This window comes from Chengkuizengella sediminis, from assembly GCF_010078385.1.
GTDB lineage: Bacteria > Bacillota > Bacilli > Paenibacillales > KCTC-33759 > Chengkuizengella > Chengkuizengella sediminis.
The window spans coordinates 114,828-136,956 of sequence record NZ_SIJC01000007.1; the positions used below are offsets into that span (position 1 = coordinate 114,828).

At 35.2% G+C, this 22,129-nt stretch carries 18 protein-coding genes and 1 pseudogene; 13 read left to right on the top strand and 6 right to left on the bottom strand.

The window, feature by feature from the left end:
* Positions 1–132: 132 nt before the first annotated feature.
* The 3 genes from EPK97_RS14850 (at position 133) to EPK97_RS14860 (ending at position 2,255) form a co-directional block, all read left to right on the top strand.
* On the top strand, positions 133–1,296 hold the full coding sequence (locus tag EPK97_RS14850; RefSeq protein WP_162037413.1) for an MFS transporter: 1,164 nt from the start codon (positions 133–135) through the stop codon (positions 1,294–1,296).
* Between the two features lie 12 nt (positions 1,297–1,308).
* A complete protein-coding gene (locus EPK97_RS14855) occupies positions 1,309–1,839 on the top strand; it encodes a carbonic anhydrase (RefSeq protein ID WP_162037414.1) in 531 nt (176 codons plus the stop codon).
* A gap of 98 nt (positions 1,840–1,937) precedes the next feature.
* The gene (locus tag EPK97_RS14860) at positions 1,938–2,255 is read left to right on the top strand and encodes a thioredoxin family protein (RefSeq protein WP_162037415.1); all 318 of its coding nucleotides are present in this window, start codon (positions 1,938–1,940) and stop codon (positions 2,253–2,255) included.
* A gap of 40 nt (positions 2,256–2,295) precedes the next feature.
* On the opposite strand, the gene EPK97_RS14865 is transcribed toward EPK97_RS14860, so the two are convergent.
* Positions 2,296–3,135: a DUF2935 domain-containing protein gene (locus EPK97_RS14865; protein WP_162037416.1), complete on the bottom strand. Its 840-nt coding sequence runs from the start codon at positions 3,133–3,135 to the stop codon at positions 2,296–2,298.
* 68 nt (positions 3,136–3,203) lie between these two features.
* Complete coding sequence (locus EPK97_RS14870) at positions 3,204–4,382, bottom strand: oxalate decarboxylase family bicupin (RefSeq protein ID WP_162037417.1); 1,179 nt, start codon at positions 4,380–4,382, stop codon at positions 3,204–3,206.
* A gap of 288 nt (positions 4,383–4,670) precedes the next feature.
* Between EPK97_RS14870 and EPK97_RS14875 the strand changes: the two genes are divergently transcribed.
* The 3 genes from EPK97_RS14875 (at position 4,671) to EPK97_RS14885 (ending at position 8,523) form a co-directional block, all read left to right on the top strand.
* Positions 4,671–4,892, top strand: a complete 222-nt coding sequence (locus tag EPK97_RS14875; RefSeq protein ID WP_162037418.1) for a YdbC family protein — start codon at positions 4,671–4,673, stop codon at positions 4,890–4,892.
* A 79-nt stretch (positions 4,893–4,971) separates the two neighbouring features.
* Positions 4,972–6,714 carry an ABC transporter ATP-binding protein gene (locus EPK97_RS14880; RefSeq protein ID WP_162037419.1) on the top strand — a complete coding sequence of 581 codons (1,743 nt, stop codon included), beginning with the start codon at positions 4,972–4,974 and terminating at the stop codon, positions 6,712–6,714.
* A gap of 45 nt (positions 6,715–6,759) precedes the next feature.
* Positions 6,760–8,523, top strand: coding sequence for an ABC transporter ATP-binding protein (locus EPK97_RS14885; RefSeq protein ID WP_162037420.1), 1,764 nt, complete (start codon positions 6,760–6,762; stop codon positions 8,521–8,523).
* 318 nt (positions 8,524–8,841) lie between these two features.
* Here EPK97_RS14885 and EPK97_RS14890 read toward each other — a convergent pair whose 3' ends face one another.
* Genes EPK97_RS14890 through EPK97_RS14905 form a run of 4 tightly spaced genes read right to left on the bottom strand, consistent with a single transcriptional unit; the run spans position 8,842 to position 12,464 of the window.
* A complete protein-coding gene (locus EPK97_RS14890; protein WP_162037421.1) occupies positions 8,842–9,585 on the bottom strand; it encodes an IucA/IucC family C-terminal-domain containing protein in 744 nt (247 codons plus the stop codon).
* Entirely contained in the window at positions 9,572–10,390 is an 819-nt protein-coding gene (locus tag EPK97_RS14895) for an ABC transporter ATP-binding protein (RefSeq protein WP_162037422.1), read from the bottom strand. Before EPK97_RS14895 ends, EPK97_RS14890 begins: the two co-directional genes overlap by 14 nt.
* A gap of 41 nt (positions 10,391–10,431) precedes the next feature.
* Positions 10,432–11,457 (bottom strand): FecCD family ABC transporter permease, encoded by a 1,026-nt coding sequence (locus tag EPK97_RS14900; protein WP_162037423.1) that lies wholly within the window; start codon positions 11,455–11,457, stop codon positions 10,432–10,434.
* Positions 11,454–12,464 (bottom strand): FecCD family ABC transporter permease, encoded by a 1,011-nt coding sequence (locus EPK97_RS14905; protein WP_162037424.1) that lies wholly within the window; start codon positions 12,462–12,464, stop codon positions 11,454–11,456. The genes EPK97_RS14900 and EPK97_RS14905 overlap by 4 nt, the downstream gene beginning before the upstream one ends.
* A 186-nt stretch (positions 12,465–12,650) precedes the next feature.
* Here EPK97_RS14905 and EPK97_RS14910 point away from each other — a divergent pair, with 186 nt between their 5' ends.
* From EPK97_RS14910 to EPK97_RS14940, 7 genes and pseudogenes are all read left to right on the top strand, one after another.
* On the top strand, positions 12,651–13,646 hold the full coding sequence (locus tag EPK97_RS14910) for an ABC transporter substrate-binding protein (RefSeq protein ID WP_420826797.1): 996 nt from the start codon (positions 12,651–12,653) through the stop codon (positions 13,644–13,646).
* 143 nt (positions 13,647–13,789) lie between these two features.
* A complete protein-coding gene (locus tag EPK97_RS14915; protein ID WP_162037502.1) occupies positions 13,790–15,133 on the top strand; it encodes an aspartate aminotransferase family protein in 1,344 nt (447 codons plus the stop codon).
* 3 nt (positions 15,134–15,136) lie between these two features.
* Positions 15,137–16,663 carry a pyridoxal phosphate-dependent decarboxylase family protein gene (locus EPK97_RS14920; RefSeq protein WP_162037426.1) on the top strand — a complete coding sequence of 509 codons (1,527 nt, stop codon included), beginning with the start codon at positions 15,137–15,139 and terminating at the stop codon, positions 16,661–16,663.
* A 4-nt stretch (positions 16,664–16,667) separates the two neighbouring features.
* Positions 16,668–18,458 (top strand): IucA/IucC family protein, encoded by a 1,791-nt coding sequence (locus EPK97_RS14925; protein ID WP_162037427.1) that lies wholly within the window; start codon positions 16,668–16,670, stop codon positions 18,456–18,458.
* Between the two features lie 7 nt (positions 18,459–18,465).
* Positions 18,466–19,005, top strand: a complete 540-nt coding sequence (locus EPK97_RS14930) for a GNAT family N-acetyltransferase (protein WP_338075718.1) — start codon at positions 18,466–18,468, stop codon at positions 19,003–19,005.
* Positions 18,992–20,329, top strand: a complete 1,338-nt coding sequence (locus EPK97_RS14935; RefSeq protein WP_162037429.1) for a lysine N(6)-hydroxylase/L-ornithine N(5)-oxygenase family protein — start codon at positions 18,992–18,994, stop codon at positions 20,327–20,329. The genes EPK97_RS14930 and EPK97_RS14935 overlap by 14 nt, the downstream gene beginning before the upstream one ends.
* Positions 20,326–22,113: pseudogene (locus EPK97_RS14940) on the top strand (IucA/IucC family protein); the annotation flags it as partial. The gene EPK97_RS14935 and the pseudogene EPK97_RS14940, both read left to right, overlap by 4 nt.
* Between the last annotated feature and the right edge of the window lie 16 nt (positions 22,114–22,129).

Below are 22,129 nucleotides of genomic sequence, written 5' to 3' on the forward strand. Positions count from 1 at the left end.
TTCTAGGGGTGTGATTTATGTCACAATTCCTTATTTCAGCACCTACTATAATCATTTATAAACATGAAGTATTCTTATCAAGGTGCTAAGGAATAATCACTTATGAAGAAATCACGAAGGAAGGATATCTAAATGACCACTTTATCAATCACAAATAGACCAACATTTCAATTATCATTACAAACATTTAGTCTAGTTTCTAGTTTTATGGTATGGGTAATCTTATCATCCTTAATGCCATTTATTTCCCAAGATTTAAATCTGACCGCCACACAAATTACATGGATCACCTCGGCCCCAGTAATATCAGGGTCTTTACTTAGAATACCAATGGGATACTATACTGGTAAATTTGGAGCAAGTAAAGTTTTTATCTTTAATTTTATTGCTTTAATAATCCCGGTTTATTTAATCAGCACCTCTACATCTTTTATTGCTTTATTTTCATTAGGTTTATTGATTGGGATTAGCGGAGCTACATTTTCCATCGGTGTTACTTCATTGCCAAAATATTATGCTAAAGAAAAACATGGTTTTGTGAATGGCATCTTTGGATTGGGGAATATTGGAACAGCCTTTACATCTTTCCTTGCACCGGTTTTAGCCAATTTACTTGGATGGAGACTCACCATTCAGTTGTATTTAATTCTAATTATTTTCATGATCTTTATTCATTTTTTCTTTGCAGATAAAACAGAACAAACGACCACTGAAAAATTTATAAATCCTATAAATTTTTTGCGAAAAAATAAAAATATATTCGTTATATCACTCTTTTATTTTCTAACATTTGGAACGTTCGTTACATTTACTGTGATGCTGCCTACTTTATTAGTTTCAGTATTTGAATTATCCGAAGTGGATGCAGGTTTAATTACAGCTATTTTTATTATTATTGCAACCTTGATACGTCCAGTTGGCGGGATTTTAGGAGATAAATTTAATCCGTATTTCCTTCTAGTCATCGTATTTACAACGATTGGCCTTTCAAGCTTACTATTATCTTTAGTTAATGAGTACAACATTTTTATTATTGCGATTATGATTTTATCTTTAAGCTCAGGAATAGGAAATGGGGTTGTATTTAAGGTTGTACCTATGGTTGCAACCACACAAACAGGAGTTGCAAACGGCATTGTTGCAGCTACGGGAAGCTTTGGAGGTTTTATTCCTCCTTTAGTTATTGGTTTTATCATAGGTGCAACAAACAGCTATACAATCGGTTTTATTTTGTTTAGTATTCTTTCTGCAGTTTGTCTAATTATAATTCTATCAAAATATAATATTGAAAACTAAGGAGGCATCCCCATGAATAAGACACTATTGGATGAAGTGATTGAACATAACAGATCATTTGTTGATGATCATCGTTATAAACAAATTATAATTGATAAAAAAATCCATAAAAAAACGGTCGTCATTTCTTGTATGGATGCTAGATTAATAGAATTGTTGCCAGGAGCATTAAATATGAAAAATAGCGACTATGTTTCTATCACTACAGCAGGCGCGATGATCAATGATCCGTATGATTCAGTAATGAAGAGTTTAATTGTAGCCCTTCATAAATTTGAGATTAACGAAGTCTTTATTGTAGGACATACAGATTGTGGGATGAACTGTTTAAAAACAAAAGATATCATTGGGGAATTACATCCATTGGACGATGAACATTCTAAATGGCTTGATGGCTTTGATGATTATCAAAAAAATGTTTTGCATTCTATAAATATAATTGAAAATCATGAGTTAGTTCCTGATCACATTGCCGTTCATGGGTTATTAATTCATTCAGGTACAGATGAGCTTGAGTTAATCAAAAATGGTTATCTATTTTAACTTATTCAAAAAAACGATGTATTGTAATCTATTTAACAGATACTTTCCTTTAGTAAGTATTATAATGATCACATATTCAAATAAGGGAGAGATACCAAATGGAAAGAATTCAAACATTAGAACAATTTCAAGAACAAATTAGCAATGATAAATTTACAGTGATGAAGTTTGATACGAATTGGTGCCTAGATTGTAAAAACCTTGATCTATTTATCGATCCGATTGTTGAAGAACATTCAGATAAACAATTCTTAGCTGTTGACGCAGAGAAGTTCCAGGACTTATCAGAAAAATATGAGGTAAGAGGGATCCCAAGTTTATTAGTATACAAAAATGGGGAGAAAATAGCTCATTTACACAGTAAGTTTGCAAAAACGCCTAATCAGATTAGAGAGTACCTTAATGAGTTGAAATAAATACTAATTTTGAAAAGCCATTGGACATTGTCTGACGGCTTTATCCATTTTCCTCCTGGAATGATGGTTTCGTTAATGGACAATTTTCGATTTTATAAATGTCAGGATTATATGCAGCTAGTTTACGTAGGAAATAACATGATTCAGGGAAATGGTGTTCTATGAAACGAAGTGTTGACCTGTTTAAAACTTCACTGTCTTTATACATCTCAACTAGTTTTTCTACTAAACCATATAATGAAACAACAGATTCAGATACTTCTTTGGCAAACGCTCTTTGAACTGGGAAACCAGGTGCAGTAAATATTAAATAACCTCTAATTTGACGATTTTTTAGTATATGTGCGAGAAATTTCTTTTCTGATTCCTCAGCTTCTTTTATTAGAAGGGTTTCTACGGGGTCCATGATGTCTATAAATAAATGTGCGTGTCCTAGGTGATCGTCTAACCAAAGTTCCATTAAATCTACTAATGATAAAGGGGGTGGGGTTTCACCTCTCATGGCATAAGATAATATTCTAAGGTATTCTCTGTTTTCGCTTAGTGTCCCATTTAAGTACGTTGGCCACATATTTAAATTCACTTTGTTTTGTAGTCTTAAATGTTGAATATATCCTTCAAATTTATAATAACCTTCTGCAACAGGATAAACTTCGGAAGCAAAATTTTTCATTTCAGGAGAGGAATAAGAGAGTTCTGGATTTATAGAATCCAGTTTTTTTCTTAACGAACGAAAGGCATGGATATATTGAGAAGCAATTCCTATCCATTTTTGCTCAGATGGGGCTAAAAAATCGTGAATGAAATGAGCATGGTCTTCTAATACTTCCAGCCAAAATTGATGCTCTTCCCATGCAGTTAGTTGATTTTGATTGTTCATTTTAAGTTCCCCCCTATTTTTATCTCAATTTAATAATATGCATACATTAGGAGTTTAAGATGTATACTTTATAATTTTGGATATTTAACAACTGGCGATTTTTGCTTTCGTAAGCTATTCATTAATTGAGGTCCTACATGTAAGTTAGTTTGAACAAGTTCATGAGGAGTTAATGCCATCCATTGATTTAATGAGATGTCTTCAAAACGATGACTTTGGAATATTTCAAGAAACCATAAACTTTCTTCTCCAATATTTTGTATATAGTGTCCGAAAGCAAAGGGAACGTATCCAACGTCACCAGCTCTAACATTAAAGGTGCGTGCTGTTCCATTTGCTGCAAAGGCTGTCATTCGTCCTATTCCAGTAAGGTAATATTGCCATTCATCGTTGTTTGGATGCCAGTGCATTTCTCTCATTGCGCCAGGTTTAATTTCAACTAATGCCGCAGCAATTCTAGTGGAGATAGGGAAATTAGAAGAATCTGCTATCCGAACTGTACCTCCTGAAGTTTGAATAGGTTTTTGCGAAAGTAATTTGTGAGTAAAGCTTTTTGGGACCGATCCATGTGGACTCTCAATTCTCTGACTTTTTAAAGAACCAGGCACTTTTGCTTGATACATGTATGTCTGTTTATTTGGGACGTGGGTAAAGGCGTTTTCTGATACACCAAAATTGGCTGATAAAATCTCCTTTGGTGTATGTGCAAACCAATCTGAGATCGTGAAGGTATCAAACTCTGAAAAGTTTCCATCATCAAAAACAAGTAAAAATTCACAGCCTTCTTCTAGTCCTTGAACAGAGTGTGGTATTCCTGGCGGAAAGTACCACAAATCCCCTTCTCCAATATCTGCAATAAAGTTTCGTCCGTCTTGATCAACTGCTGTGATTCGTGCTTTTCCTAAAAGCATATACGCCCATTCCACTTGTTTATGCCAATGCAATTCACGAACTCCTCCTGGTAAAAGTCGCATATTGACACCTGCAAGTGTTGTAGCAATGGGTAGTTCTCTGGCAGTTACTTCTCTACTCCATCCTCCAGGATATAACTGCATATTTGTATCGGAAAAAGAGAATTTAAGGTTGGGGATACTTCCGGAATCAGTTACAGGAGGTACTAACATATCTGGATTCTCTATATCGCGCATAATATCCCTTGGTCCAAGATCAGTTGCCCCAGCCCCGTCACTTCTAATGGGTTGAGGTATGGTTCCAAATTCATATTGATTTTGAGGTCGTTTATACATACAAACAGCTCCTCAATTAAAATTGATTATTTTAACTACTTTAGTTTATGAAGCATATTAATTCGTATGTCAGGGGGTTTTAAAATCATATCACTTCTGTACTGAAAATCACTTTAATGTGAGGGAAAATAACTCATACTTAAATTTAGAACAAATGTTTGTCCGACTCTTATTTTGTGGTATAATTAATTCTTACTATCTTAAATTAGATGAGAAATAAATAGCTATTATATAAAAGTGTTCACTTCATAAATTAATACAGTAAACCATAATAACGGAGGTACTCTTATGTCAGAAATCAAATACGAAATCTTGAAAACAATTGCTAAGCTCTCGGAATCACCAAAGGGTTGGACAAAAGAATTGAATTTAATTAGTTGGAACGGTCGCGATCCTAAATACGATATTCGAGATTGGGCTCCTAATCATGAGAAGATGGGAAAAGGTATGACATTATCAAACGAAGAAGTAAAAATGTTACAACAAGTTTTAAAAGAAATTGACTTTTAATTAATGAGAACTATATAGTAGATAAACTGTTACAAATAATAATTTGGTATATGATTCTATCTAGAAAAGGAGTAGATATATGTCTTTTGTAATGAAACTAAAATGGTTTTTTAAACAGCGTTGGAAAAGTTACGTGGTAGCCATTACCATTATGACCATTGTGACTCTCCTTACCATGATCCCACCGATTATGATTGGAAACATTGTAGATCAAATTGGGGATAATGAGTTAACATCAGAATCTTTAACCAAAACGGTACTTTTACTTGGGTTTTTAGCGGTTTTACTCTACATATTAGTTTATACGTGGATTACAACTTTATTTCGAAACTCGGCTTTGATCGAAACCATCTTAAGAAAAAAACTTCTAACAAATTTAACTAAGATGAGTCCAGGTTTTTTCCAAAGGAATACGACAGGAGATTTGATGGCTTTAGCTACGAACGATGTGTTGGCAATTGGTCAAACAGCAGGATTTGGTGTAATGACCTTGGTGAATACGATTGTAGGTGTTTCGGTTGTTGTTATTATGATGGTCTCATTGATTAGTTATAAATTGATGCTGGCTGCTTTCATTCCCCTCCCTTTTCTAGCTTTAGTGATCAACAAACTTGGGAAAAATGTAAGAGTTAATTTCCTTGGAGCACAAGCTTCATTTGGTAAAATGAATGATCAAGCATTGGAGTCTATATCAGGGATGAGAGTGATACGTTCCTACGTTCAAGAGGAAAACGATATTGACGCTTTTGATAAGGTGACTACAGAAGTTTTGAATAAAAATAGAAAAGTGGCTATTTTTAATGCCCTTTTTCAACCTTCAATTTCACTCATTGTTGGATTGAGTGTTGCGATTGGGATTAGTTACGGCTCGTATTTAGTCATTCAAAATGAAATTTCATTAGGAGATTTAATCACGTTCAACATATTTTTAGGTATGTTAATATGGCCAATGATTGCTTTTGGTGAGTTTATAAATGTTCTACAGCGGGGAAGTGCTTCTGCAGATCGAATGGATAACATTTTATCTCAAGATCCAGATGTAAAGAATGGAGAAGTTACATCGAAAGTTGATGCTCCATTAAGTATAGAAATGAAGGATTTAACATTTAGTTACCCAGGTTCCAATGCACATAGTTTGGCACAAGTCTCTTTTCGCTTAGAACGTGGACAGACGTTAGGAATTGTAGGTCGAACAGGAAGTGGAAAAAGTACGTTATTGAAACAACTGTTGAGACAATATCCAATTGATAAAGAAAAATTGTTTATTTCTGAAATCCCTGTGGAACAGATAAGCCTAGAACAATTGAAAAGCTGGGTATCCTATGTACCACAGGAGCATATGCTTCTATCTAAAACATTAAAGGAAAATATTAAATTAGGAAAACCAGATGCAACACAAGAAGAGATTGATCGAGCTATTAAAATGGCTTCCTTCACGAAAGATATATCAAGGATGACTGATGGGCTGAAAACGGTAATCGGCGAGCAAGGTGTAATGTTGTCTGGTGGTCAGAAGCAGCGAGTTGCTATTGCTAGAGCATTGTTACTTGATGCTGAAATTCTTATATTAGATGATTCACTATCAGCCGTGGATGCAAAAACGGAAAATAAAATTTTACACGAAATCAGAAATGAACGTGCTGGAAAGACAACTATGATTACTTCACATCGATTATCAGCAGTAAGTCATGCTGATTGGATCCTTGTTATGGATGAAGGTCGTGTTATTGCAGAAGGAACTCATGAAGAGCTTATGTTTCACGGTGGCTGGTATAAAGAACAGTGGGAACATCAACAGATGGAAGCTAGTTTAGACGATTAAACAAAACAAGATGGGGAAACCATTTTAAAAGGGAGTGATATTTTCATGGAGCCTAAACAAAACGTTTCCAGAAGACTTTTTCAATATGCTCTTCATTATAAATTTAGAATTATAGCTGCACTCCTCATTCTTTGTGGTGCTGTTGGAGCAGAACTAGGAGGACCATTAATTATTCAGATCATTATTGATAATCATCTTTCCAATGAAACCATAGAAATATCACCTATCTTGAGTTTAATTGGTCTGTATGTTGGTCTCTTAGTTACGGCAAGTTTGTTAAATTTTATACAAGGATATGCATTACAAACGACTGCCTTACGTATCATTAAAAATATGCGGATGGATTTAATGAAACATATTCAACGTATTCCAATCCGTTATTTTGATAATACACCTATTGGTCAAGTTGTATCGAGAATAGCGAATGATACTGAAGCAATACGTGATTTATTTATGAGTTTTATGGCAACTTTTGTAGTAAGTACAGTACAGTTAATCGGTATTTATGTGTTTCTATTTATTTTAGATGCTAGGTTGGCACTACTTTGTCTTCTAATTCTGCCTATCTTTGCTTTGATCATGTACATACATCTTAAGTATTCAAAAGGTTTTATTACGATCATGCGTGCCCGTTTAAGTGATATGAATGCGATGATTAATGAGTCTATTCATGTGATGCCTATTATCCAAGCATTTAGAAGAGAAAAATTAACAGTGGAAGAATTTGAAAAATTAAATCAAGATCGTTATGAAAATCAAATCAAACAAATTAATGTATTTGCACTTTCATCTCGTAACATAGTGGGTACCATAGGTAGATTAGTCACGGCAATGGTCATTTGGTACTTTGGTAGTCAATCTCTAGAGGGAGCGATTCAGTTCGGGGTGTTTTATGTATTTATTGATTATTTAGGGCGAATATTCCAACCTATTATAGGGATATTTGATCAGCTAACTAATGCACAGAGAGCATTTGTTTCAGCGGGAAGAGTATTTACAATACTTGACATGGATGGAACAGAAGTATCTAATGCGGATCATGAGCCCCGTCCAGAAGGGCGTGTTCGGTTTGATGATGTGACATTTGCCTATAAGTCTGGTGAAAATGTATTAAAGAATATTTCTTTTGAAGCTCAAAAAGGAGAAACGGTCGCACTTGTAGGACATACTGGATCAGGAAAAAGTTCAATCATGAATCTTCTATTAGGATTTTATGAACCCAACGATGGGAAAATAACAATCGATAATGTAGATGTGACTATGTTCTCAAAACAAGCTTTACGAAAACATATGGGGATTGTGTTACAGGATCCATTTCTTTTTGCGGGGGATATAAAGTTCAATGTTAGTTTATATAATGAAGAGATAGATATGAATAAAGTGAAAGATGCGCTGCAAAAAGTAGGGGCTTCCACATTTGTTGAACAACTTCCGAAAGGGTATGATGAACCGGTTGTTGAAAGAGGCAGTACTTTATCAGCAGGGCAGCGACAATTGATTTCATTTGCAAGAGCGCTGGCTTTTGACCCGTCCATTTTAATATTAGACGAAGCCACAGCTAGCATAGACAGTGAAACTGAAGGATTGATTCAAAAGGCACTTAAGGTCGTAAGTGAAGGAAGGACAACGTTTGTGATCGCACATAGATTGTCTACGATTCGGGATGCAGATCAAATTTTAGTACTTCATAGAGGTGAAATCGTAGAACGGGGTAATCATGATGAGTTGATGGAATTAAAAGGTCGTTATCATAAGATGTATCAGCTGCAAAAAGGAGAAAAGGCAGAAAAAACTGCATCCACATCATAGAAAATAAAAATATAAGTTATATCAATTAAGAATAAAAGATTTGTACCTCTTGGATTATCATTTGTATTTAACAATGAAGATAGAATGAGAAGATTAAGGGAGTGGCATCTAGAAATCATATAATTATCAAAAATAAATCTTTTTGGACAATACTCTAATATAATCTTTCTATGTAAAGAAAAGATAGCGGAAATAGAATTAAGATGAGTTTATATCTATCAACAGTCACGTCTTGACGAACGTTGTATCAGCAGTAAACCTTTCAGTAGGGGTAATGAAAACCCCTATTGAAAGGTTTACTTTATTAGAAAATGCTTTTCATTGAAGATTAGCAATAGGACAGTTCCTACAATGGGTTCGATCCATTGTATGGTGTTTTAAGCAACATGTTTTACGAATACGGAAAGTCTCTCCTTCTTGTTCAGGGTGATCTATCATTTTACCTTCAATAGATAACGGATTTGTAGAGTGCAGACCAAACAATGCTGGTTTAGCATATTGAGTAAGATATAAGTAATCTTGTTCAATAAGATTTCTTGCTGAATCGTTTTCTACCATTTTAAACCCTTCCTTATACATAAAGTCAATGTATACTAAAACATTTTCCCATAGAATCGATGTTTTAAGATTTGTAATCCGATTTAATAGAACAAAAAAAGGTTGAAAATTATTTATAAATAAACATGACAAAATTTTGTCTCTATCAGTAGTTGTGTTTTTAGATGTCTCTAACCATGCTGATGGATCGATATAAATATAAGGAGTATTTTTATCTGAATAATAAATTGTAATATTTTTTAAGTCGGCAGAAATAGGAAAACGATAAAAACTCATGATAAACGGAATTGCACACATCATATGTGCATAGTATTTGCTAAATATAGATGCAGAGGCAGCCAAATTCTCTGTTTTAATTTGTTCTGCAAATCGGACTAACCATGTTTTTAATCTCTTTTCATCAACCAAGTTTTTACCTAGCAAGGTAATAGCAGGATTGTCTGGTTTTTCAAATAGGATATGAAATTTTTCCTTAATAAACTGTTGTTGTTTAAAAGATAACATGATTTTGTTCCTTCCTTTCAATTTTCCTACCTTTTCCAGTTGGAATACACATCGGTGTACAAAAAATGGGATCACAAACGACCTGGCATTTTAGATCAAATACTTGCTGCATCATTTCAGGTGAAATAACATCTTCTGGTTTACCTTCTGCAAATACTTTTTTATCTTTAAGTGCCACAATATGATGAGCATAACGACATGCAAGGTTGATGTCATGTAAAACCATAATAATGGTGCGATTTTCTTTTTCATTTAACTCAAATAATAAGTCAAGAATTTCAATTTGATGAGTTACATCTAGATAAGTTGTTGGTTCATCTAGAAGAATTGTATTAGTATCTTGTGCTAAAGTCATGGCAATCCATGCCCTTTGTTTTTGTCCACCAGATAGAGAATCAATAGGCACATCCTTGTATTCTTCCATATGTGTTTCTTTTAGAGCTTGCATTACCTTTTTTTCATCCTGTTTTGACCATTGACGCAAAAAACTTTGATAACAATATCTGCCTTGTTTTACGAGCTGCAGTACAGTAAGTCCTGAGGGAGCGCTTGGGTTTTGCGGCAAAATGGCAAGTTGTTTAGCTAATTGTTTGGTTGACATTTGATGGATGTTTTTACCATCTAATATAATTGTTCCTGTTGCAGGTTTTAATAGTCGAGCCATACTGCGTAATAAAGTTGATTTGCCACATCCATTACTTCCTAAAAAAACAGTAATTTTACCTATTGGGATTTTAATATTTAATTGGTCGAGAATTAATTTTTCACCGTATTTCATAGTGATTTTACTTGCGGTTAAAGACATATTTTATCCCACCTCAATAATTTAAAATAATAGATTCGCAATCAGCGAGTTTTCTTTAACAATAAATAAATGAAGAAAGGGGCTCCGATAGCAGACGTAAAAACACCTACTGGAATACTTATCGGTTGAAATGCGGTTCTACCTATAAGATCTGCTAACATGACAATGATGGATCCAAGTAGAGCAGAAGTAGGGAGAACACTACCAAATGTTGATCCTACTAACTTACGAGCGATATGAGGTGCCATTAAACCAACAAATGCAATGGTTCCACCAATAGCTATAGCAGAGCCCGCTAAGGCAACTGCAATTAAAAAAAATATAATGCGTTGTTTTTGCAACGGACTGCCAACGCCAATGGCAATATCGTCACCGAGTTGGGTTACATTTAAGCTTCGCAGCAAGATAAAGCCTGCAGGGAGAAAGGTAACAATCCAAGGCAGATACGTATATACTTGTGTCCAGCTTGCCCCATAGATACTTCCTGTTAACCAGATCATTGATTTACTAGCTACATGAGGGGGACCCATTATCATCATCATCGTAGTCATTGCAGTGGATACGGCAGACATACCAATACCAATTAGTACTAATCGTATTGGAGAGATCCCATCTTTCCAGGCTAGCAAGTAAATGATAATTCCATTGATGAGTGCACCAGCAAATGCTGCTAGGGGTAAATATTGAATACTAGCAGTAGGTAAGAGTGTAATATAACTAATGGCCGCTACTGAAGCTCCTCCACTAATCCCTATCACATTGGGTGAAGCTAGAGCATTTTTGATCATACCTTGCAAGATTGCACCTGAAACAGCAAGAGCTGACCCAATCAGGCTTGCTATGATGACACGTGGCATCCGTAGTTGCACGATTGACAAGTTGTCTTTCATTGATCCTTGACCTAGAAGTACTTTTAATGACGTTAGTGGATCAAAAGTTTTCCCAAGTGAAAGGCTCAACCAAAATAACACGATTTGAATGATCAATAGGTTGATTAAAACGATCATTGTTTTATTTGCAAGGAGAAAAGAAATGTTAGATGTTCGAATAGTGATCATTTTTTTCATGATTGCATTCTTCCTTTACGGACGATATAAATGAAAAATGGGACACCGATTATAGCGGTTGTTACACCTATAGGAATTTCCTGTGGCATCCCTATTAAACGGGAAATGATATCTGCTAGCAGCAATAAACATGCTCCTAATAAACCACTGAAAATGATTACCCAACGTGAGTTTAGACCAACAAAAAATCGAGCCATGTGAGGAATGACTAAACCAACAAATGAAATAGGTCCAGCAATGGATACAGAACTACCAGCCAATATAATAATCAATAACCCTATCGATAATTTTACCCAAACAGTGTTCTGACCTAAACTTTTCGCAACATCTTCACCAAGTTGCAGAGCGTCTATCTTTTTAGCAATAATTATGGAACCAATCCAACCAATGCACATATAAGGGAAAACTTCTCGTAGCATATCCATACTTCTTCCAGCGATTGAACCTGAAATCCAGAATAATACTTCATCTAGTGCACTTGCATTGATGATTAAAAAAGCATGCGTCAAAGAAGTTGTAAAAGCAGCAACAGCTGCACCGGCCAAAGTTAAACGAATGGGAGAATGATTTGTTTTTGTTGTTTGCCCGAGAATATAAACAAGTGTTCCAAATATAGCAGCTCCTAAAAATGCGATCCAAGTAAATTGACTTAAAGAACTAATAGAAAACATAGAAACAGCTATGACCACTAGTAGTGAAGCTCCTCCGTTAACCCCCAAAATTCCAGTATCTGCAAGTGGGTTTTGAGTTAAAATCTGCAAAAGTGCCCCTGCAATCCCTAAGCTTGCTCCAACACAAGCCGCAATTAAAGCTCTAGGAAAACGAACATCTCGAATAATGACGTGCTCATTGGAACCATTGAAATCAGAAAATGAACTCATGATGTCATTCCATTGTGTAATATAAACACCTAGTTTGATACTAAGAATAAATAACAAAAATAATAGATTTAGTATAAAAAAAAGAACAATCCATTGTTTCTTCAAATGTTTGGATACAAAAATCATAGATGTATAAGTGTCCTTCCATATGTATGATGTACGCTCATTTAATCAATGTTGTATATTTTATCAATTTAATTATTGAAGAAGTATTGACATCGTGATGATTAAACGATTATGATATTAACGATAATGATAATCATTTTCAATTAAGTATACTACATAAAAGGGAGATTGAGAATCATGAATTTTTTGTTGCGTAAAAATAACGTGATCTTGTTTGTGTTTTTTTTGATTATTGTGCTTGTTGCATCAGCTTGTGGCGCAAATGAAGGAGATATAGCAAGTGAAGTAAATGAAGTTGAGGATGTGAATGTAACTTCAGAAAATGTAGAAGTAGTGGACACATCTTATATAGTAAATCATGCTATGGGAGAAACAGTTATTCCTGATACACCAGAAAGAGTTGTAATTTTAACGAATGAAGGAACCGAAGCACTGTTGGCTTTGGATGTGAAACCAGTTGGAGCCGTTCAGTCTTGGTTAGGAGATCCATGGTATACACATATTGAAAATCAGATGGGAGGGGTAGTGAATTTAGGTACAGAAATGGAACCAGCGATAGAAGAAATTATCGCATTAGAGCCTGATTTAATTATTGGTACAAAAATTAGACAGGAACAAATTTATGAACAGCTATCAGCAATTGCTCCAACTGTTTTTTCAGAAACATTAAAAGGGGAATGGCAAGAAAATTTTGATCTGTATGCAGAAGCATTAAATAAAAAAGTAGATGGGGAGGAAATCATCTTTCAATTTAATCAAAGAATAGAAGATTTTAAACAAAAAGCTGAGAAAGAGTTGGAGAAAGAGGTCTCCATTATACGCTTTTTGCCAGGAACAGCTCGTATTTATCATAAGCAATCATTTTCTGGAGTCATTTTGGATCAGCTCGGAATCAAGCGCCCTATCGTTCAAAATGTTGATGACTTTATGGTTGAAGTTTCAAAAGAAAGTATTCCTGATATGGACGGCGATATTTTATTTTACTTTACGTATGACGACGGAAGTGGACAAGGGACACAAACCGAAGAAGAGTGGTTGAATGATCCTCTATGGAACAATCTTAATGTAGTCAAAGAAGGAAATGTTCATAAAGTAAGTGATGCCATTTGGAACACAGCTGGTGGAGTTTTAGCTGCAAATATCATGTTGGATGAATTATTTAAAATTTATGAAATAGAATGATATTGTTTTAATTCACACATTCATTAATCAAGGGGGGTGAAAAGGAGTTTTTTTTAATTACTTAATGAGAATGATTATCAATTTCAATATATTAGGAGTGATTATGTTTGCAAAAAAATGATGAAGCTTTTTTAAATAATAAAATGTTATTAAGTCAGCAAACGAAAAGGGAATCTAACGCTCGTTCCTATCCAAGACGTATACCGATAGCAATTCGAGAAGCTTCAGGAATTTTCGTCAAAGATGTAGAAGGGAATTCATATATAGATTGTCTCGGTGGTGCTGGAACACTGGCATTAGGACATAACCATCCGGTTGTAGTTGAAGCGATTCAGTCATTTTTATCAGAGGGTTATCCCTTGCACACGTTAGATATTACAACACCAGTTAAAGAACAGTTCGTAGATGAATTATTAGCAAGTCTTCCATCCTCATTTGCAAGAAGAGCAAAAATCCAATTTTGTGGACCTTCAGGTGCAGATGCAGTCGAGGCAGCCATAAAGTTAGTAAAAACAGCTACAGGAAATCGAAGTGTATTTTCATTTCATGGTGGATATCACGGAATGACACACGGAGCACTTAGTTTAATGGGAAATACAAGTCCAAAAGAGAAAATTACAGGACTGATGTCTGATGTTCACTTTCTCCCTTTTCCATATGATTATCGTTGTCCGTTTGGTTTAGGTGGAGACCTAGGTATTTCTACTGGAATTCATTATATTCAAAACGTACTTGATGATCCTGAAAGTGGAATTGTATCACCATCTGGAATGATTATGGAGGTGGTACAAGGAGAAGGAGGTGCGATTCCAGCACCAAATGAATGGATGCGAGAGATAAGACGACTAACAAAAGAAAGAAACATACCGCTTATCATTGATGAAGTTCAGACAGGGATAGGTAGAACAGGTGCAATGTACGCATTTGAGCATGCAGATATTACACCTGACGTGGTGATTCTTTCCAAGGCAATAGGTGGGTCCTTACCCCTTTCAGTTGTACTTTATGATGAATCATTGGATCGTTGGGAACCAGGAGCACATGCAGGAACTTTTCGTGGAAATCAAATGGCCATGGCAACGGGAATAGCAACGTTACAATTTGTACTAAAAAATAAGTTGGATGTGCATGCAGAAAAAATGGGTGATTTGTTCATGTCTAATTTGCGTAAAATCCAACATGAATACAGCAGTATTGGAGAAGTACGAGGACGGGGATTAATGATCGGGTTAGAAATTGTGAATTGTAATAAACCCGCTGATCAACTAGGTGCTTATCCATCAAATCCGGATAAAGCTCGTTTTATTCAAGCAGAATGTTTCCGTCGTGGTTTGATCGTAGAATTAGGTGGAAGACATGGCAGTGTCATACGATTCCTACCTCCATTAATCGTGAACGAAGAACAAATTGAACAAATCTGTTCTATTTTTTATGACGCTATTCAAGCAGCTGATAAACAAGAGATGAAGTTGATGCAGGAGGTTTAATCCATGGCTTCAAGTAAAACGTCAGAAAAGGTATCCATTTTTGATCATTATTTCCCAGCCAATAATGAAGAAAGTATAGAATTGTTTGAACAAGCGATGTTGACGATACAGCATGTGGTACAAACTTTTTTCAAAGAACAATCCAAACCATACAGTGGGGCAAATCCTAATAAATTAAATGAGATTTGCAATGAAGTGATGCAGATTCCAAACATTGGAATGGATTTAAAAAAGGTCATTGAAAAAACAGGTGCCAAGATACTGGAAAATTCGATTGGCGTTACACATCCAACATGTTTAGCGCATTTACATACTCCTCCTCTTACTGCTTCTATAGTAGGGGAAGTTATCATGAATGTGATGAATGCATCTATGGATTCTTGGGATCAGAGTGCGGTTGCTACCCATATCGAAGAACAAATGATTCAATGGCTGGTTCAAGTTTATGGTTTTTCTCAACAAGCAGATGGAATTTTCACCAGTGGTGGTACCCAATCCAATTTCATGGGAATTTTGTTAGCAAGAGATCATTTTATTTTTAAAAAGTGGCATTGGAATGTAAAACAAAAGGGCCTACCACCTGAAGCGAACAGAATGAGAATATTATGTTCTAAAGAAGCTCACTTCACCGTATCACAATCAGCAGCTTTATTAGGATTAGGTGAAGATGCTGTGATCGCTGTTGATACTGACGATAATGCTCGTATGCGTCCTGACTTGTTAAGACAAAAATTAGAAACTTTGAAACAAGACGATTACTTTCCGTTTGTCATTGTAGCTACAGCAGGTACAACCGACTTTGGTAGTATTGATCCACTTTTCGAAATAGGTGAACTTTCTGAATCCTATAACATTTGGCTTCATATTGATGCAGCTTATGGTGGAGCGATTCAATTCAGTGATCAACATAAACGAATATTGACAGGAATTGAACAAGCAGATTCTCTTACGATCGATTTTCACAAATGGTTCTATCAATCCATTAGCTGTGGTGCTTTTTTAGTCAAAAATAGATTAGTATTTCAATCCTTACACCGCAATGCTGATTATTTAAATTCACTTGAAGATGAGCAAAGAGGCATTCCTAATTTGGTGGGTAAATCCATACAAACCACACGACGTTTTGATGCTTTAAAGCTTTTAATGTCTTTGCAGCATGTAGGACTCGAACGTTTTTCGCAAATGATTGATTACACGATTCATCTAGCCAAACAAACAGCTACTTATATTGATCAAGATCCATCTTTTGATCTTATACAATATCCAACGTTAAGCACTGTTATTTTCCGCTATCGATCGAAGTTGATTCAAACAATGGATTTACAAACAAGAAGTAACGAAGTTCATCAGCATATTCGATTAGGATTATTACAAAGTGGCGAAGCAGTGGTAGCAAAAACAAAAGTAGACGGTTGGGTTAGCTTGAAATTTACTTTGTTAAATCCACGCACTGAAATGAGGCATATTCAACACATATTGCATCAAATTAAACAAATTGGTGAATCTTTTGATCAAGGAAGGGTGAGTTGAAAAAGTGTTATCTAGTAAACATATTGCTGAAGAGGCTACGATGCAAAGCTTTTTTAATTGTTACTTAAAAGAAACAAATCAATATGAGTGGGATGAGCAAACTCAAATGATCAGATGTCCTTTACAACATGTTGGTGGGGAACTGATAGTGAAAGTGAAGTACTTTTCACTAACAGGGCGTCATTTGTTTTATTTTCCTGTGAAATATGAAACAGATGGAAGAGACAAATCACTAGAGCTTGATTATGTTACCCTCATATCGTTTCTATGTAAAGAATTATCGATGTCAGAAAATCATCAAGGAACACAAGATGAGTTAATGCTAAGAGTGATCCAAAGCTGCCAACAAATATCTCGATTTTTAGAGGCAAGAAACAATGAATTTGAGGACTTATATTCATTAAATCCAACATTTATTGAAACAGAGCAAGCCCTTCTCTTTGGTCATTTATTGCATCCAACACCTAAAAGCAGGCAGGGGTTCAGTGAAGAGGAGGTTCCAAAATACTCTCCAGAAATGAAGGGGCAGTTTAGTCTCCATTATTTCCGTGCTCATCGTTCCATTGTGGAGGAAGACTCAGCAGTTGAAAAGTCAGCTACTGATTTGATCAAAAGTGAATTGTTGCAAGATCCTGAAGTGGAAAATTCTTTTAAGCAGAAGTATTGTCAGTCAGATGATTATGCATTAATTCCAATACATCCTTGGCAAGCTCAATATTTATTGCAAAAACCACAAGTGAAAGATTTGATATCGAAAGGAAAATTACAATATCTAGGAAGTGCAGGCACTGCATTTTATGCAACCTCTTCACTGCGAACTGTATATCATTCTAGAGCTTCAATGATGTATAAGTTATCGCTCAATATTAAAATTACCAATTCCTTGCGAGTGAATAAGCGTAAAGAATTAGAGCGAGGTGTTGAAGTGAAACGATTATTAGACACAGAAGTTGGTAAGGTGTGGGGAAAAAAATTCCCCGATTTTTCAGTTATTACCGACCCTGCTTATATAACTATTCGTTTTGAAGGGGAGGAAGAATCGGGGTTTGAAGTGGTGCTCAGAGATAATCCTTTTCAAGAAGGAGAAGAGCACAATGTAATGCCAATCGTTGCTTTAGGTCAAGATCATCCATTAGGTAAAAATTCTTTATTAGGCGAAATCATTCATGATTTAGCAAATCAGGAAGGACGTTCAACTGAAGATGTAAGTCTAGACTGGTTCCGCAATTATTTGAACATATCATTGCAGCCTCTCGTTTGGTTGTATATGACGTATGGAATTGCTTTGGAAGCTCACCAGCAAAATAGCATTGTGAAATTAAAAAATGGTTATCCAGAAAAGGTATATTATCGAGATAATCAAGGTTATTATTTTTGTCAATCTATGCACGAAACCTTGGAACGATTCCTTCCTGATATTAGTAAAAAAAGTCAAACGACCTGTGAAGATGCGATAGCAGATGAGAGATTTCGTTATTATTTCTTTTTTAATCACTTATTCGGATTAATGAATGCTTTTGGTTGCAGTGATCTTATTGAGGAACATAAATTGTTAGCAGAGTTAAGAGAACAATTAGAACAATTAAGACCTATAAACCGAGAACCCTCTGAGCTATTAGATAGTCTCCTAGATGAAAAAATTGTTCCTAGCAAAGGAAATTTATTAACTAGATTTTATGATATGGATGAGCTTGTTGGATCATTAGCCACCCAATCTGTATATGTCAAAACACACAATCCGCTCACAGCTAAGGAGGTTTATGGTGTTGAAAGATACCAGCTTAACGATAATTGATCAAGAAATAGAAAAAACGATCTCTTTTCGTCCAGTAAAGTTAACAAAAGATGTGAATAGACTCCATAATTGGATGCACCAGCCGCATGTGATTCCATTTTGGAATCTTGCAATATCCCTAGAAGACTATGAAAAACACCTTCAAAATTTTATGAATGATAATCATCAAACATTATATATAGGTGAACTGGATGGAACACCTATGAGCTATTGGGAAGCTTACTGGGCGAAGGAAGATATTATTGGTCAATATTATAATGTTGATCCCTATGATCAAGGCATCCATCTATTAATCGGACCATCAGAATACATTGGTAAAGGTTTGTCTCTACCTTTTTTGCGAACTATGGTGAAATTTCAATTTCGGCATTTACAAACAAAAAAAGTAATTGCAGAGCCAGATATTCGTAACGAGAAAATGATTCATCTATTTGAAAAATGTGGCTTTGAAAAAGTGAAACCGGTTGAATTACCAGACAAAACAGGGATGTTGATGTTTTGTGATCGTGAACGTTTTAAAAGGAGATGGAATTATGAAGATTTATGATGTGATTGGAGTTGGGGTCGGACCGTTTAATTTAGGACTTGCAGCTTTACTTGATCCAGTTACAGAAATCGAAGCTCTATTTTTTGAACAAAAACCGCAATTTGAGTGGCATGAAGGAATGCTCATTGAAGGTACGACATTACAAGTTCCTTTTTTAGCGGATGTGGTTACTATGGCGGACCCTACTAGTCCATTCAGTTATCTCAACTATTTAAAGGTTCATCAACGTTTATACCATTTTTACTTTCTAGAACAATTTTTAGTGCCACGTAAAGAATACAATCATTACGGACAATGGGTAAGTTCACAATTGGATTCATTATTGTTTCATCATCGTGTGGAAAATACCCAGTTTATTCAAGAAGGAAATGATCAATATTACAAGGTAGAAGTGCGTGAGCAAAATAGTAATAAAGTTAAAAGCTATTATGCAAAACATCTAGTTCTTGGAATAGGTAGTGAACCTTATGTATTAGACACTCTTGATCAGCATTCAAACGAGGATGTTTTCCATTCGGCTCTTTTTTTACAAAGACAAGAGAGAGTTAAACGAGCTGAATCTATTACGGTGATTGGATCGGGACAAAGTGCAGCGGAAGTTTTTTATGAATTGTTAAAAGAACAACTTGAGTATGGTTATGAATTAAATTGGTATACTCGTTCACGTGGATTTTTCCCTATGGAATATTCCAAGCTAGGTTTAGAGCACTTTTCTCCTGATTATATTCAATATTTTTATCAATTGCCTCAGTCAAAGCGGGATCAGATTCTACCTAAACAAGATTTACTATATAAGGGGATTAGTGCAAAAACCATCGCTGATATACACGAACAGCTCTATCATTTAAGCATCGGTAATAGAGAAATACCAGTGAATTTGCTCGCATTAACAGAATTGCAACAGGCAGAGGTAATGAATCAAAATGGGCGAGTAAAGTATAAACTTCACTTACAGCAGATAGAGGAGGATGCTTCATTTACGGCAGAAAGTGAAGTTGTCATTGCAGCTACTGGATATAAACATCCTATCCCTTCTTTTATTTCAGATATTCGTTCACACATCACCTGGGATGAACAAGGTCGTTATATTGTTGGCGAAGATTATAAATTACAACTTACTAACCAAACAGAGCGTCATATCTTTGTACAAAATGGTGAGGTTCATACTCATGGTATAGGTGCTCCAGATCTTGGACTCGGTGCTCATCGAAATTCTGTGATTATTAATAGTTTAACAGGTCGAGAAGTTTATCCTATTCAAAAGAAAAATGTATTTCAACAGTTTGGTATAAATAAAAACAATCGAAGAGGTGTAAATAAATGAATTACATCGATGAATTGAAACATATAACGCCAGATATTTGGAAGCAAGCTGGCGTTCAATTGTTAGAAAAAATGTTTGCGGAGTTTATGTATGAATATATTATCGATCCTGAAATCATGCAAAGAGATGGCGATATCGGACGATACAGATTACTGCTTAATGAAGGAATCGAATATCGTTTTAAAGCAAAACAACGTATGTTTGACAGTTATCAAATTGTCAAAGGATCGATAGAACGAGGAGTTCATGGAGTATTTTTAACAGCAACACAGCCTATCCAATTTTTATTAGATATCCAAAAATTGATTGGAATGCGCCCAACTACGACAGGACATCTCATTAAAGAATACCAGCATACATTACTGGCGGACTGCCACATTTTATTAAAGAAAAAAAATAAACAAGCTAATTTGCTAGAAATGGATTATGCACAGATTGAAGGCGAAATGGAAGGACATCCTTGGATTACATACAATAAGGGTCGAATTGGTTTTGGATATGATGACTATTTGGCATATGCTCCTGAAAACAAACAAGAGGTGAAGTTGACTTGGTTAGCAGTTGACAAAAGCATTGCATCCTTTCAAGTGACTAGCTCACTTTCTTATGAAACATTGATGTTGAATGAACTGGGTGAAGATCTTATAAATCATTTTAAAGCTATTTTAACAGAGGAACACATTTTACTAGAGGATTATTTATTCATCCCTGTTCATGAATGGCAATGGAACAACCTATTGATTCCTTTATTTGCTGAAGACCTTGCTTTAAGAAAAGTCATACCACTTGGTGAAGGAGCAGATTTATATTTACCACAACAATCTATCCGTACATTTGTAAATATGAGCAGCAAACATAAACATCATGTAAAATTGCCAATGAGTATATTAAATACATTAGTGTATCGTGGTTTGCCGGGTGAAAGAACAGTAATTGCCCCGGAAATAACGGAATACATTCAAGGTATTTGTGAACAAGATCGATTTTTGAAAGAAGAATGTCGACTTATTTTACCTGGAGAAGTGGCTTCGATACATGTTAGACATGACTACTATGAGAAATTAGAAGATGCACCATACCAATATATTGAAATGTTAGGAAGTATTTGGCGTGAGAGTCTTTATTCATATCTTGATGAAGGGGAGAAAGCCATTAGCTTAGCATCTTTACTTTATGTAGATGATCAAGGAAGACCGTTTATTGGTCAGCTAGTGGAACGATCCGGACTGTCCGTACAGGCATGGTTTGAAAAATTCTTTAATGTAATTATGCCTCCGTTACTTCATTATTTATATCAATACGGAACGGTATTCTCACCACATGGACAAAATACGATAGTAGTTTTGAAAAACAATCAGCCTCATAGATTGGCAATTAAAGATTTTGTAGATGATGTAAACATTAGTGATCAACCACTGACTGAACTGGAAGTATTATCAGATGAACTAAAAAAAGTGTTACGCAGTGAACCACCGGAAGGTCTTTGCCAATTTATTTTTACAGGGTTGTTTATATGTCACCTACGATATCTTTCTAATATTCTAGAAGATCATTATCAATATGAGGAAAATAAATTTTGGGGTCAGCTTCTTCAAGCGATCATAAATTACCAAACACGTTTTCCAGAGCTGCAAGATCGATTTGAGTTGTTTAATATGCTTAAACCAGAGATGACTAAATTGTGTTTAAACCGAAATCGGATGTTGGATTATGGTTATGAAGATGATGGTGAACGTCCACATGCATCAGAATACGGCAAAGTAAAAAATGCTTTATACGAAGTACATCGATTACGTCAAA

Excerpts from the sequence above, each read along its gene's own strand:
- EPK97_RS14850 (WP_162037413.1), top strand. The coding sequence starts at position 133 with ATGACCACTTTATCAATCACAAATAGACCAACATTTCAATTATCATTA.
- EPK97_RS14855 (WP_162037414.1), top strand. The coding sequence starts at position 1,309 with ATGAATAAGACACTATTGGATGAAGTGATTGAACATAACAGATCATTT.
- EPK97_RS14860 (WP_162037415.1), top strand. The coding sequence starts at position 1,938 with ATGGAAAGAATTCAAACATTAGAACAATTTCAAGAACAAATTAGCAAT.
- EPK97_RS14865 (WP_162037416.1), bottom strand. The coding sequence starts at position 3,135 with ATGAACAATCAAAATCAACTAACTGCATGGGAAGAGCATCAATTTTGG.
- EPK97_RS14870 (WP_162037417.1), bottom strand. The coding sequence starts at position 4,382 with ATGTATAAACGACCTCAAAATCAATATGAATTTGGAACCATACCTCAA.
- EPK97_RS14875 (WP_162037418.1), top strand. The coding sequence starts at position 4,671 with ATGTCAGAAATCAAATACGAAATCTTGAAAACAATTGCTAAGCTCTCG.
- EPK97_RS14880 (WP_162037419.1), top strand. The coding sequence starts at position 4,972 with ATGTCTTTTGTAATGAAACTAAAATGGTTTTTTAAACAGCGTTGGAAA.
- EPK97_RS14885 (WP_162037420.1), top strand. The coding sequence starts at position 6,760 with ATGGAGCCTAAACAAAACGTTTCCAGAAGACTTTTTCAATATGCTCTT.
- EPK97_RS14890 (WP_162037421.1), bottom strand. The coding sequence starts at position 9,585 with ATGTTATCTTTTAAACAACAACAGTTTATTAAGGAAAAATTTCATATC.
- EPK97_RS14895 (WP_162037422.1), bottom strand. The coding sequence starts at position 10,390 with ATGTCTTTAACCGCAAGTAAAATCACTATGAAATACGGTGAAAAATTA.
- EPK97_RS14900 (WP_162037423.1), bottom strand. The coding sequence starts at position 11,457 with ATGAAAAAAATGATCACTATTCGAACATCTAACATTTCTTTTCTCCTT.
- EPK97_RS14905 (WP_162037424.1), bottom strand. The coding sequence starts at position 12,464 with ATGATTTTTGTATCCAAACATTTGAAGAAACAATGGATTGTTCTTTTT.
- EPK97_RS14915 (WP_162037502.1), top strand. The coding sequence starts at position 13,790 with ATGTTATTAAGTCAGCAAACGAAAAGGGAATCTAACGCTCGTTCCTAT.
- EPK97_RS14920 (WP_162037426.1), top strand. The coding sequence starts at position 15,137 with ATGGCTTCAAGTAAAACGTCAGAAAAGGTATCCATTTTTGATCATTAT.
- EPK97_RS14935 (WP_162037429.1), top strand. The coding sequence starts at position 18,992 with ATGAAGATTTATGATGTGATTGGAGTTGGGGTCGGACCGTTTAATTTA.